Annotated in this window: 12 protein-coding genes; 2 read left to right on the top strand and 10 right to left on the bottom strand. The window is 44.1% G+C overall.

The features are described 5' to 3' along the window. Nucleotides 1-247: 247 nt before the first annotated feature. The 5 genes from ABD734_RS09895 to ABD734_RS09875 form a co-directional block, all read right to left on the bottom strand. Entirely contained in the window at nt 248-1,744 is a 1,497-nt protein-coding gene (locus tag ABD734_RS09895) for a phytoene desaturase family protein (RefSeq protein WP_344703844.1), read from the bottom strand. 13 nt (nt 1,745-1,757) lie between these two features. Further along, nucleotides 1,758-2,645 (bottom strand): phytoene/squalene synthase family protein, encoded by an 888-nt coding sequence (locus ABD734_RS09890; RefSeq protein ID WP_344703842.1) that lies wholly within the window; start codon nt 2,643-2,645, stop codon nt 1,758-1,760. A gap of 12 nt (nt 2,646-2,657) precedes the next feature. Next, nucleotides 2,658-4,160: a phytoene desaturase family protein gene (locus ABD734_RS09885; RefSeq protein ID WP_344703840.1), complete on the bottom strand. Its 1,503-nt coding sequence runs from the start codon at nt 4,158-4,160 to the stop codon at nt 2,658-2,660. Between the two features lies 1 nt (nt 4,161). After that, nucleotides 4,162-5,232: a type 2 isopentenyl-diphosphate Delta-isomerase gene (gene fni / locus ABD734_RS09880; protein WP_344703838.1), complete on the bottom strand. Its 1,071-nt coding sequence runs from the start codon at nt 5,230-5,232 to the stop codon at nt 4,162-4,164. Nucleotides 5,233-5,518: 286 nt separating this feature from the next. Beyond that, on the bottom strand, nt 5,519-7,123 hold the full coding sequence (locus ABD734_RS09875; RefSeq protein ID WP_344703836.1) for a BCCT family transporter: 1,605 nt from the start codon (nt 7,121-7,123) through the stop codon (nt 5,519-5,521). Between the two features lie 230 nt (nt 7,124-7,353). On the opposite strand from ABD734_RS09875, the gene ABD734_RS09870 reads away from it, so the two are divergent. Beyond that, nucleotides 7,354-8,571 carry an MFS transporter gene (locus ABD734_RS09870; protein WP_344703834.1) on the top strand — a complete coding sequence of 406 codons (1,218 nt, stop codon included), beginning with the start codon at nt 7,354-7,356 and terminating at the stop codon, nt 8,569-8,571. 58 nt (nt 8,572-8,629) lie between these two features. Here the strand turns inward: ABD734_RS09870 and ABD734_RS09865 are convergent, their stop codons facing one another. Next, nucleotides 8,630-9,094 carry a TspO/MBR family protein gene (locus tag ABD734_RS09865; RefSeq protein ID WP_344703832.1) on the bottom strand — a complete coding sequence of 155 codons (465 nt, stop codon included), beginning with the start codon at nt 9,092-9,094 and terminating at the stop codon, nt 8,630-8,632. 95 nt (nt 9,095-9,189) lie between these two features. Between ABD734_RS09865 and ABD734_RS09860 the strand changes: the two genes are divergently transcribed. Further along, nucleotides 9,190-10,395, top strand: coding sequence for an iron-containing alcohol dehydrogenase (locus tag ABD734_RS09860; protein ID WP_344703830.1), 1,206 nt, complete (start codon nt 9,190-9,192; stop codon nt 10,393-10,395). Nucleotides 10,396-10,446: 51 nt separating this feature from the next. Here the strand turns inward: ABD734_RS09860 and dhaM are convergent, their stop codons facing one another. The 4 genes from dhaM to ABD734_RS09840 are packed head-to-tail and all read right to left on the bottom strand — an operon-like array spanning nt 10,447 to nt 13,830. Then, nucleotides 10,447-10,809 carry a dihydroxyacetone kinase phosphoryl donor subunit DhaM gene (dhaM, locus tag ABD734_RS09855; protein WP_344703828.1) on the bottom strand — a complete coding sequence of 121 codons (363 nt, stop codon included), beginning with the start codon at nt 10,807-10,809 and terminating at the stop codon, nt 10,447-10,449. Then, nucleotides 10,802-11,386: a dihydroxyacetone kinase subunit DhaL gene (gene dhaL / locus ABD734_RS09850; protein WP_344703854.1), complete on the bottom strand. Its 585-nt coding sequence runs from the start codon at nt 11,384-11,386 to the stop codon at nt 10,802-10,804. The genes dhaM and dhaL overlap by 8 nt, the downstream gene beginning before the upstream one ends. A 13-nt stretch (nt 11,387-11,399) precedes the next feature. Then, a complete protein-coding gene (dhaK, locus tag ABD734_RS09845) occupies nt 11,400-12,365 on the bottom strand; it encodes a dihydroxyacetone kinase subunit DhaK (protein ID WP_344703826.1) in 966 nt (321 codons plus the stop codon). Nucleotides 12,366-12,402: 37 nt separating this feature from the next. Then, entirely contained in the window at nt 12,403-13,830 is a 1,428-nt protein-coding gene (locus ABD734_RS09840) for an aldehyde dehydrogenase family protein (protein WP_344703824.1), read from the bottom strand. Between the last annotated feature and the right edge of the window lie 54 nt (nt 13,831-13,884).

Here is a 13,884-nt window from a genome sequence, read left to right as displayed (position 1 = left end):
GCCCGTTTTTATTCCGGATTCTAAATCCTAAAACCTCGTCGACCTGATCTCCACTCCTACTATATGAAAATAGTACCACAGGACCTGGCCGGGTCCTGTGGTACTAATCTTAGTATGTTTTTATTGCCCGGGAAATATCCTTTCCCATTTTAAGTTCGATTTCTGAGGGATCTAAAGTTGATTTAGATTATCTCGCAGTTGAAATATTGAAAGAAGATGAAAAATGCTTTGATTGCGGGGGAGGATACTATTCACGATCTGCACTTTCAGAAATCATACGGCCCACCTGCTGACCGCTCAATGTGACCATCGGCATGCCTCCACCGGGGTTTACAGTCCCACCGACAAAATATAGATTTCCGATCTCGCGATCTTTTTTTGGATGTTTGAATCCCTTGTTTTTCTTTTTATCCGATACAGTGCCGTATATCGCACCATGATCGGAATTGTACATTTTTTCGATATCATGAGGTGTCAACATGTACTCTGTAACAATATGATTTCTTAAATTCTCAAGTCCCATCGATTCAAGTTTTTCAAGGACTGTACTTCGGAAGTTCATATAATCTTCTTTTGTATATTGTTCCTGCTGAAGAGGTGGGATATGTGGCAATATTTTTAGGTTTTCATATCCTTCAGGTGCTTGTGAAGGATCAGTCTTATTGGTGTTCACTACATAGATTGTAGGATCACCCGGTATGATTTTCTTTTCGAATACTTCTTCATAATTGCGTTTTGAATCGTTTGAGAAGAAGAAATTATGATGTCTCAATTGTGGATACTTGCGATTGACTCCGAGATGTAGGACCAGCCCTGAACTGGCTGGTTCAAATTGTTTTTCCAGCTTCTCGAACTTTTTCGGCATTCGGTCGAGTACATGCCTATAAAAGGGCAACACTTCCATATTGGAAACATAATAATCTGCTTCTATACGGCTTCCGTCATTAAGCAACAGAGTTTCTATGTTGTTTTGTCCATCAGTCAGTGCTGTCTCCACAGATACACCCGTATATAACTTGATCCCTATGTCTCGTGCCAACTGGGTGATTCCTTCAGCTAGACGATGAAGTCCGCCCTTTACATACCATACTCCTTGCTCATGTTGCATATGGGCCATCATATTCAACACAGCCGGGGCTCGGTATGAGCTTGAGCCGACATATTTTATGAAATAACCTAACATATCTCGCATATGCGGATTTTTAACCCTCTTGTTTATGCCGTGCTGCATCGTGGATGGGTAGTCGAACCCTTTAAATGCTTCGATTGGGCCATGGAAACGCAGCACATCTTTTAAATCATCAAGTCCTTTTTCGAAATATCCAGGGACCGTGGTTCTATCTATTTTTTTGGCATACTCAAGGAAGTTCCTATAATCGCTCATGTCTTCTTTTCCGAACTGAGGATTTTCTTCAGCCATCTTCTGAAGGTTTCCATATAGGTCGATATGGGAGTCATCAGGGAAGAAGGCGCGCCATTGGAGGGGTATTTCCTCAATTTGGACATAGTCATCCATAGCTTTTCCACTGCCAGTGAAAAGCCGTTCGAACACGTGGGGCATCGTCAGCAGTGATGGCCCGAGGTCAAAACCGAATCCGTCTTGTTCATGACGGTTCAGCTTTCCTCCAAAGTGTGTATTCTTTTCGTATAGTGTTACATCGAATCCCCTTTGTCTCAGGGAAATTGCTGCAGAGAGGCCTCCGAGGCCGCCACCTATTACAACCACTGTTTGAGATTCTTCCATGATGCTCCCCCAATCATTTGTCTTCAAGTGTCTTGATATATATTTTTTCCGCTTCCCTTATCTTTATCTTTTTGGCTAAAGAGACTGAGTTTCGCTTGGAGAAGCAGTCATATTCATTGTGGCGAACTTCATTCAAGATCTCACGGTATATGGAGAGTGAGAGGAGAAGCGGCAGCCTGGCTTCCGGTTTATAGTATGTAATTTCTTCACGGGCAGTGTCATATAACTGTTCAGCGGTTCCAGCAAGATCCTCCCACATAGCCCTGAAATTTTTGTTGATTTCGCCTGAGGCAAGCTGTTCTTCAGTGTAACCATGCTTTTTCAACACCGACTTTGGAATATAGATACGACCATGATCCCTGTTGTCTTCACCTATATCCCTCAAAATATTGGTGATTTGCATAGCAACACCAAGCTTTTCTGCATTTTGCCTGCGCGGACCTGTAAGGTCATTGGATAGTATAGGCAGAAGAAGCCTCCCGACAGACCCTGCAACATGATTACTGTAATTGATCAGGTCATCGATGTCTTCAGGCTGTTTAAAGCGGATATCCATTCTTTGGCCGTCCAGTTGAGTGTAGAGCATTGATGGATCGATATCATACCGACCCATCACATCGGCCAACGCACGCCACATGGGAGCTTTGGGGACGTTTCCGCTTAAGAAGTTATCCAGTTCCTTCTCCAGCCTTTCCAAATTTACGATGCGAGTTTCCATGTTCTTGGCATGGTCGATTGCATCGTCAGCTGTGCGGCAAAATGCATAGATTGCATACACTGCATCGGCATCTTTTTCGGGAAGGGTAGAAAAAGCATAATAGAAGCTCTTCGAGTGATGCTTGATTATATTTTGGCAATGGTTGTAATCATTTTTTAATGAAGGTTTGGAATGAGCCATCATGCTTCACGTCTCCTATTGGTGATTTTCATCTTTCAGCAGTTCTTCGACTGCTATTTTTGATGAGAGCAATACAATCGGTACGCCGGCTCCCGGATGAGTACTGCTTCCGGTAAAATACAGATTGTCGCAATGCGTCGCTTTACTCTGGGGGCGCATATGATTGCTTTGGGTGAGTGTCGGTCTAAGTCCGAATGTAGCACCATTGTAGGCGTTGAAACGCCCCTCGAATTCCGCTGGTGTCATAGTGGTTTCGACTACGATCTGTTCTTCAAAGTTCTCCATACCAGGTAGTTTACTGATTTTCGACATGATTTTGTCCCGGTACATATTGGAGGTTTCCTCAGTCCACTTATATTTCAATGTATGTGTGTCTGATACAGGCATTAATACATATATACCATCCTTGCCTTCAGGGGCGAGCGAAGGATCAATCTTTGAAGCGATATACATATAGAGTGATGGGTTTTCGATGACATCACCCTCAAAAATTTGATTGATGTTAGTATCAAGATCTTCAGAGAAAACAAAGTTATGGACGTTATCAAGTTCAGGGTATTTACGGTCCATGCCCAGATACAGAACGAAGCAGGAACATGAATAATCCATCTTATCAATTTTTTTGTCCTGATACTTTCCTTTATGCTCCGGCTCTTTGACCAGATTTTTCATGGCATATGGAAAGTCTGCATTACACATCACATAATCAGAAGCAAGCAATGAACCGTTGACCATGACACCTGTTGCTTTTTTATCTTCTATGACAATTTGTTCTACGCTGGTGTTATATGTGATTTTCCCGCCCATTTCCAAAAATAGGCGTTCCATGGCAGACGCCATGGTGCGCATCCCGCCTTTGATGAACCAGATACCGTATAGAAACTCGATCATGGGAATGATGGTGTACAGCGAAGGGCCTTTAAATGGCGATATACCGATATATAGGGTCTGGAAGCTGATCATCTGGCGCATGCGTTTGTCTTTGATGTATTTTTTCATTAAGTTTTCAGCATTGTTGAGAGTTTTCAACTTCATGCCTTGACCGATCATGAATGGGTTGTAGAAATCTTTCTTGTTTCTGAACGGACGTTGCAGAAAATGTTTTTTCGCAATATTGAAGCGTTGGTATAGATCTGTCAGATAGCGTAGAAATCCTTCAGCATCTTCATCGCTGATTTCTTCAAACATCTCTATATTTTTAACAAGGTCGTTTGTCACCTGATATTCTTTAGTTCCATTGTCAAAGTATCCACTGTACATGGGGTCAAGGCGCATCATCGGGATATAGTCATCAGGATTACGGCCTGTAATCTCGAATACTTCCCTATACAGTTCAGGCATCATCACAATGGTGGGGCCAAGATCGAATGCATATCCTTCAAGGTCAATCCGGTTCATTTTGCCACCAGGCGTCGACTCTTTCTCCAATATAGTGACTTGGAACCCTTCGTTCTGTAATCGGATGGCACTTGCAAGCCCTGCGACACCAGCACCTATAACAGTAATCGTCTTTTTCATATCAAAATCTCCCTTGCTGTTCCATAGACCGTTGCTGCTGCCATGAAATCAATTCAGGACTTAGGACAATCGGCCGGTTTCTCAGCTCTTCAATGTTTTTAGCGTTGGTTATTATAGCAATTTTCTTCATCTGATGGTGGAACTGATCCACGAACTCGATAGCGGCTTCGACACCAGAGTGTTCGACTTGTTCCAGCATCATTTTTGACATTCCTACAGCGCGGGCACCAAGTGCCAAGCATTTCATAGCATCAAGAGGTGTACGCACCCCTCCGCTAGCCAGTATATGCATATCTTGTTGGAAGGGTTTTGTTTCAAGAAGCGATGTGACTGTAGAAATGCCCCAGTTATCCATGTAGGACATCTCTTGATTTTTGCGTCTTGAATTTTCAATGGTTGCGAAGTTGGTTCCCCCTTTACCACTGATGTCTGCATACTTGATGCCGATATTTTTTAAAATCTGAAGTGTTTCTTTGCTCATACCAAAGCCTACTTCTTTAATGATTACAGGCATATCAATTTTTTCTGCAATCTGCTGGATGTTGTCACGCCAAGTTTTAAAATTACGGTCCCCTTCAGGCATGATCAATTCTTGAGGCGCATTGATATGGATTTGTAGTGCATCTGCTTTGAGAAGATCTACAGCTTTTTTTGCCCCTTCCATTGAAACATCCGCCCCTACGTTGGCAAAGAGAAGGCCATTTGGGTTATTTTCTCTTGCAATAGTGAAAGAGTCCGACAGCTCTGGTTGCTTTATTGCAGCATGCATCGAACCGACTGCCATGGGAATGCCTGTAGCTTCAGCGACAGCAGCAAGCTTTCCATTGATGGAGCGTGTCCATTCGCTGCCCCCGGTCATTGCATTGATATAGAGTGGCAACTCAAGACGAAAAGGACCGAGGTCTGTTGAGAGGTTCACATCATCCAGGTTGAAGGAAGGAAGTGACTGGTGGATGAAATAAACACCGTCAAAGTCGGATGGTGCAGATTGCAGAGATTGGTTTAAGGCATGCTGAACATGTTCGTTTTTTCTTTGGCTACGTTTATCAATCGGTTTGCTCAAGAGATTCATTCCTTCCATCCTGTCGTTTTACTTCCGGGTGTATGAACGGTTTTTAGATAGGGTTGAGATATTTACAGTTTTTTATATCTTGTAAAGCACCATAAAAAGAGTAAGCAGTGGAGCTGTTTCTTCATACTTACCCCTTTTATGGGGATATTGACCAAAACTTGTAAAGATGGTTCATCTTTAATGTGTATTAGTACGATTATCAATGATTAGGAGGCATTTTGCAAACTGATTGGAAGTAAATGAAAAAAGACATCAGAAGGTTCTGATGTCTTTTCGTCAGTGGAATCTAATTTAATTTTTGTTCCTCTTCGAGCTCCTCATCACGTTCTTTTTCAGATTGCTCCACATATTCTTGCATGCGATGTTTATTTGGAGTAATGGAAAGCCCCAGATGTTTACGTTCTTCATTGGCATCCTTATAGAAGGATACCAGTACGGAGAGGATGACGAAACTGAATGGGAATGCTGAAACGATGGCAGCTGATTGTAATGCTGACAACCCAGTTTCTCCTCCTGAAAGAAGAAGGATGAAGGCAATTGCAGAAAGCGCAACCCCCCAGATTATTTTAATTTTATTCGAAGGTTGCAGAGAACCATTTGAAGTCTGAATGCCTAGGACGTAAGTGGCTGAGTCAGCAGATGTTACGAAAAATGAAGCAACGAGCATCAATGCAATGATCGATAAAATCATGCTCATCGGCAATTCATTGAATATTCCGAATAGCATTGTCTCTGCAGGCATTTCAAAAATTTGCGGCGTCTCTTTAGCAATCTCGATGCCTGTAGTACCAAACGCACTGAACCATACAATGGCTACGGCAGTAGGAACAAGCAGGACGGCCATGACGAATTCACGGACTGAGCGGCCACGTGATACCCGTGCAATGAAGGTCCCTACAAATGGACTCCAGCTCATCCACCAAGCCCAATAATAGATTGTCCATGAATCGAGCCACACGCTTTTCTGTTCATTCAATGGTGCAACATCCAGACTGTTGAAAAGGAAAGTATCAAGCAGTGCGCCTGTCGATGTACTCATCATATTCAAAATCAGCATTGTCGGGCCGATGATGAGTATGACAATAAATAGAATGGTCGCAAGGCCTAAGTTTAGATTACTTAAATACTGGATGCCTTTATTCAGGCCACTCCAGGCACTCATTAGGAATAAGAAGGTTACGACAGCTATAATTGCACCTTGAACGCCGATGTTGATTGGAATTCCAAACAGATAGTTCAAACCACCATTGATTTGTAATGTACCAAGTCCAAGCGAAACTGCTACTCCGATAACTGTTGCGAATACTGCTAAAACGTCCACAGCGGTACCAATCGGCCCATCTACGCGATCTCCAAGTAGGGGGCGGAGTGTTTTGGAGAGCAATCCAACTTCGTCTTTTCTGAACTGGAAATAAGCAAGGGCTAATGCAATGACGCTGTACATTGACCATGTGTGGAAGCTGTAGTGGAAAAACGTTGAGCGCATTGCTTCGATCATAGCAGCATCTGTCTCTGGATCCGCAGTAGGAGGTGCGAGATAGTGCTGGATCGGTTCTGCCGCTCCGTAGAATACCAAACCGATACCCATACCGGCACTAAATAGCATAGCGAGCCATGGGAGCGTTCTAAATTCTTTTTCATGATACGGTTTGCCGAGTTTCAATTTACCGATAGGACTAAAAATGAGGAAGATACAGAAGAATACAATCCCTGCGGTAATGATCAGATAATACCAGCCAAAGTAATCCGTAACCCATGCTCCGGCACTTGCAGTGAATGCCCCAAATTCCTCAGGTAATACGGCACCTATGGCAACCATGATGCCAATGATGATTGATGCATAAATAAAGACATTGGATACTTTCTTTTCACCTTTTTTGGTCTTTGCCATTAGTTAAGCTCCTTTATATATACTTATTAAATTGTCCGCAGCGCCTCTATAAGTGTAATATTAGTTCAACAACTTATAAATAGTAACAAAGGATTTATCGTTTGGCAACCACTTGAATCAGATATGCGTGGTTGATTTCATTATACTGAGTCTATCGGTTTTCAAACATATACCCCAGGTGGTATTATACCCAAATATGATATGTAATTTTGTTCGGGAGGACCGGGATTATGGATAAAGTAAAAATAGGTATAAAGGAAAATCTGATGCAGTTCACTTTCTTGGTTGTAATGAGCTTTTTTGTCGGTTCTATGGTAGGAATCGAACGAACTGTATTACCTCTACTCGGTGAAGAGGAGTTCGGCTTGATTTCTACAAGTGCAGCACTCAGTTTCATCATTACATTTGGTTTCTCCAAGGCGGTAATCAATTATTTTGCAGGTGGTATTGCAGACCGGTACGGACGGAGACGTGTTCTTATAGTAGGCTGGATCATAGGTCTTTTTGTCCCGATCCTCATCATCACGGCAGGGTCCTGGTGGATCATAGTCCTTGCAAACATGATGCTCGGCATAAACCAAGGACTGACATGGTCCATGACGGTTAACATGAAGATTGATTTGGCAAGGAGCGACCAGAGGGGCACTGCAGTGGGATTGAATGAATTTGCTGGTTACACGGGGGTGGCGGTGCTCGCGGCGGTATCAGCCTCTATCTCTTCAAATTACGGAATGCGTCCGGAACCGTTTTATATTGGTATAGGAATTGCTCTGGTGGGGCTGCTGCTCTCAATCACCATTAAGGATACTGAACAGCATCTAGAACTCGAGGAACGAAATTCAGGTACAGAGAGTAATCATCTAACTGCAAAGCAGATTTTTAAACGGACGACACTGCAGGACCGGAACCTTTCTTCAGCAAGCCTTGCAGGACTATCGACCAATTTAAAGGATGGCATGGCCTGGGGTCTCTTCCCGATTTACTTTGTGGCTGCAGGACTGACAGTGCCGCAAGTGGGTATGATTGTGGCCATCTACCCTGCAGCTTGGGGTGTGTTCCAACTCTTTACTGGAACTTTAAGCGATAGATTGGGGCGTAAGCCATTTATTGTATCGGGTATGCTAGTGCAAGCTGCAGCTCTGTGGTTCATTATTTTTACACAAGGATATGGATTATGGATCACTGGAGCCATCATTTTGGGATTGGGTACAGCGATGGTATATCCGACATTACAGGCTGCGATTAGTGATGTTGCGGCGCCAGCTTGGCGTGCCTCCTCTATGGGAGTCTATCGGTTCTGGAGAGATAGCGGCTATGCATTTGGAGCATTATTCGCGGGTATCGCTGCAGATTTACTTGGTGTTGGCGCGGCGATAGGCATCGTTGCAATATTGCCGTTGCTATCGGGTATCGCCGCTTACATCAGAATGGATGAAACATTGAAATGATTATGGTCTGAAAATATAAGAACTGGCCTCGGAGCAATCGCTTCGAGGCCAGTTCCTGTCATTTTGCACGGTTTAGGTACCAACTGCCCAGTGTCAGATAAGCTGCAAATGTCGTCCATAATGTATACGGCAGCAATATGATGCCGGAGAGCCGATTTACCTTAAAGAATTTCGTTAATACGGCGTACATCGTAACCCAGATCATAACACTGTTGACCAAGGCCAATTGACGCTTTCTGAGTCGGAAAAATAGGAACGACCAAGTATAGTTGATCATAAGGTGAATCTTGAACAGTTTACTTGCTTGACGATTCCCTTTCCTATTGACGAGAGCATGGGCCAGTCCCATCGTCAGATATAGGAAAGTCCACATGGGCGCGAAGATTTTACGCGGTGGGGCAAACGGCGGTTGTTTCAGCTTCTTGTATTGTCTTGGAGCGGATCTAGTAGATAATTTACCGACTGTTTTACCTAGTATGAGCGGAGTGACAAGATGAAAAATAAACTGAATGATTGATTTCATGAGACATCCTCTTTTCGGAATTTGATGATAAGTATATGCTATATTTAAGTTGATGTAATAGCAATAATAATGTTGGATATAGAGGAAGTGATTGGATGACGGAACTATATTATAGAGCGTATCAATTTGTTGTAAAGCGGATAATGACCCGGCTCCCTTGGCGTGAACCATTAGTCGTCAAAGGCAAGGGCAGCCTTATGGAGTTGTCTCGGATGATTGCAGCGGCCCATTTGAAGAGCGTTCTCGTCGTCACTGATGAAGGAATTTCGAAATCGGGCCTACTTGACGAATTTCTTCATCAATTGGAGACGATGGGGATAAGGGCGCATATATATGATGATGTTCACTCAAATCCTACCATCAAGGATGCAGAGTCCGCAGCAAGCCTCTATAAGGATATGAATTGCCAGGGTGTCGTGGCATTCGGTGGGGGTTCCCCGATAGATTGCGCTAAAGTTGCGGCAGTACGCGTAACAAAACCGAATCAATCGATAAGCAAGATGCGTGGGATATTTAAGGTCAGAAAGAACATGCCTCCTTTTTTTGTCGTTCCGACCACGGCTGGGACTGGCAGCGAAACCACATTAGCGGCTGTCATCACCAATGATGGTACGGATGAAAAATATGCTTTGATGGACCTATCACTGATTCCTCATGTAGCAATACTCGATCCATTACTTACAATAGGACTTCCAGAAAAAGTTACAGCAATGACGGGGATGGATGCCTTGACCCATGCTGTTGAAGCATACATCGGATACGGCGGTACTGCGGAGACGGATAAGAATGCCAAAGAAGCGGCACAACTCGTTTTCAATAATCTATACCATTCCTTTAATGATGGGGGTGATATAGAGGCAAGGAGCAACATGCAGGAAGCGGCATATAAAGCAGGCTTTGCATTCACACGTGCCTTTGTCGGTAATGTCCATGCCATAGCCCACACGCTGGGAGGGTTCTATAATGTGCCTCATGGATTAGCTAACGCCGTTATAATGCCATATGTACTTGAATATTATAGCAAACTTGGTGTGGCCACTTACCAACTCGCTGAATTGGCGGATATCGTCAATATAACGCAATCTGACGACGGTGATAAAGAGAAGGCGCGCAAGTTTATTATTGCCATCAGAGAACTTAATGCTTCAATGGGTATCCCCGAAAAGATTTCCGGCATAAAAGACGCTGACATTCCACATATGATCGATAATGCTCACCGCGAGGCCAACCCACTTTATCCTGTGCCGGTCATATTCGGCCGAGCAGACTTTGAAAAAATCTACCGGATGATTAAAGAATAGTGAACAAGCCCGTACAGAGGCAGTACGGGCTTGTTCACATATAGCTAAAAATTATTTTTTCATGGATTGGAGTTTTTTACGAATCTGATCTGCTGTAGAACCTATGCTACTTTCTACAGCGGCCAAAAAGCTCCCTTCGACTATAGGGGCTTCAGTCAGGTAAATCGAATGGGGACCAGTATACATTTCAATCGCCATCTCAAGGTTCATCCTGCTTGAACCGATATCATAGAAGCAAAGAGTGTCGTCACTGACTTCATCCAGCATTTCAGTGATCTGATCGATATTAGTGCCGATTCCTCCATCCACTCCGCCTGAAGCATGAATGACGGTATTCTCAGCCATCTGTGAAATGAGTGCTTTAGTACCTTCCGCTATTTCAGCACTATGGCTGATGATAAGTATTTCAGCCATTCTGCACACCTTCTCCCAAAGCTTGGATGACGTATACTGCACTTTGGGCACCAGGATCAATCGTACCTTTGGAATTCTCCTTGAAATAGGCGGCACGCCCTTTAGTTGCAACCATATCTTCTGTATCATCTGCTAAAGCTTGTAGCGATTTCAAGTCGAGTGATCCTTTCTCCCGGAGTAGGTCTGCAGTTTTTGAGATAACATCGAACATTGTTTTTTCACCGCCCGAAACTTTCCCCTTCTCACCTACTGTTTTTGCAAACACCTCAAGTATGGTAGCCAAGTTCTCTGAGTCTATAGTATCTTCCGCCACTTCACTCATTTTAACGAAGCTGAAACCATATAGTGGGCCACTTGCGCCTCCTATTGAGCTCATGAGTGTCATGCCAGTTTGCTTTAAGATCTCCTGAGTGGAACCTTCAGTGACTTTTTCTGCCACGGCAGAAAATCCGCGTTTCATATTGACGCCGTGGTCACCATCACCAATCTCACGATCTAGCGCAGTCAATTCACTTTCTTTGTCATCAAATACTGCTTTCAGACCGTGGAGTTGTGAAATTAATTTCTCAGAATCCATCATCTTTAGCCTCCTAATTGAAATAATCCGAATTTGTTTCTGCTTCTAATGCTTTCATCAGCTCATCGGATGCATCGACTATCGTCAGAGAGAACCCTTGCATATCAAGGGAGGTCATATAATCCCCGACAAGCAGCTTTGCCATTTTCATATTTCTTCTTTTGAAGCTTTCCACAGTATATTTTGCAACAATGGAGAGTTCGCTTTGGGGCGTTCCGCCCATGCCATTGACCATCACGACAAGATCGTCATGTTCATTGTATTTAGAAAGTTCATCCAACAATCTTTCAATGATTTTATCGACAGGTTCTGCCTTTTCACGATATATACCTTTCTCCCCATGGATGCCGATACCGATTTCCATTTCATCATCTTGTAGATCGAAGCCATACTCTCCAGTAGTCGGAACCATGCAGGGATGGATCGCCATGCCTATGGAGTGGAGTGAAGTCATCATCTCTTCCACCTTTTCTTTAATGGTATTCAGGCTATGGCCGCTACTTGCCAGGAATCCTGCATATTTATGCACAAGTACTGTGCCGGCTACCCCTCTTCTTTGTTCCTCGTTTTCAATTGCGATATCATCACGCACTACTACGGCTTTCACCTCATGTCCATTCGCTTCAGCCATTTCCTGTGCTATTTCAAAATTCATGACATCGCCCGCATAGTTTTTGATGATGAGTAGTACACCGTCGCCATTATCTGCAGCCTCTATTGCGGCCAGCACCTTATCAGGTGTAGGGGAAGTGAATACTTCTCCACAGACTGCAGCATCGAGCATACCCTCGGCAACATATCCAGCATGAGCCGGTTCGTGGCCGCTTCCTCCACCCGAGATGAGCGCGACGCCGCTTGTCTTCTTATTGCGCCTGACGACTACGGTCTCTTCGATGACTTCTATCTTCTCATCACGATATTTGAGGCCATCCATCATATCTGCCAGGAAATGTGACTTGTCATTAATCAATTTTTTCATGATTATATCCCCTTCTTTTAAGCAATATGCTTTAATCCTATTTAAAGTACCCTTTGATCGATTTGACTTCAAGGAACTCTTCTATTCCGTAGTCTCCCCATTCCCGACCGAGACCTGACTGTTTATATCCGCCGAATGGCAGATCGGTACGTCCTTTAGCCACATTGATCTCAATTGTGCCGGCTTCGATGCGCCTTGCCACATACTGTAGTGTGTCCTGATCATTGCCGTATACATACCCAGCCAATCCATATTTTGTATCGTTTGCGATTTCAAGTGCTTCGTCGATGTCATTATAGGTGATTACGGACATGACCGGCCCGAATATTTCTTCTTGGGCGATGACCATGTCATTTTGAACATCAGAGAATATGGTCGGTTTGACATAGAACCCTTTGTCCAGGCCATCTGGATGACCAGTACCGCCATGATAAAGGGTTGCACCTTCCTCGCGTCCTTTTTCAATATAGGATTGAACCGTATCAAATTGTTTGCTGCTTACCAATGGTCCAACTTCAACGCCTTCTGTGCGCGGTTCTCCGACTTTAACTGCTTCCATTTTTTTCTTCGCAGCTTCCAAAAACTCTGTTTTCATGGAAGTGGGTATCAATGTGCGGGTACCTGCTGTACAGACTTGACCGGAGTTGCGGACCACTTTTTGGACAGCGACTTCAGCAGCTTCGTCTACGTCGACATCATCAAGAATGATGAGTGGGGACTTGCCGCCGAGTTCAAGGGATACTTTTTTGAAATCTTCACTTGCGTTCCTCATGATCTTGGCGCCAGTCGGACCGGAACCTGTGAATGACATCATGCGTACTTTAGGATGCGAACTGAGTGGCTCGCCTACACCTTCACCGTCTCCATTTACAAGGTTGAAGACGCCTTTTGGGACGCCGGCCGCTTCAAATATTTCAGCCAGGATAATTGCGGCGAATGGTGTTTCTTCTGACGGCTTCAATACGACTGGACTTCCCGCAGCAAAAGCAGCAGCGAGTTTCAATGAAGTCTGATTGGTCGGGAAGTTCCATGGTGTAATGAGCCCGGAAACTCCAACAGCTTCCTTCATGATGAGGTCGTCCCCGCGGCGTTCTTCAAACTCGAATGTATCAAGAGCATCACGAGCTGCAGTGAAATGGTTTAAACCGGCCTGGTAGTGGGTCTTCTCTGATAAACCGAGTGGTGCCCCCAACTCATCCGTCATCGTTTCTATCAGTTCATCTTTACGTTTCGTATATTCCTCAACGATGCGGTCCAGCATGGCGCGCCGTTCCTCAACAGGAGTGTGCCGGAATTCCAGATACACAGCATAGGCTGCTTCAACAGCACGATTGACATCTTCTTCGTTTCCTTTCGCAATCTTTCCGAAAGCTTCTCCAGTAGCTGGATTGATGACGTCCAGGGTTTCTCCGCTGGCACTATCGACCCATTCTCCATTGATGAATTGCTTTATTTGGTTTCTCATTAGTGGATGCTCCTTCTGTAAAGTGATATTGTTCTTTACCCTTATTTTTGATGT

The organism is Salinicoccus jeotgali (assembly GCF_039538805.1).
Taxonomy (GTDB): Bacteria; Bacillota; Bacilli; order Staphylococcales; family Salinicoccaceae; genus Salinicoccus; species Salinicoccus jeotgali.
The sequence above is the reverse complement of the archived record's forward strand: the minus strand, read 5'-3'. Positions and strand labels throughout refer to the sequence as shown.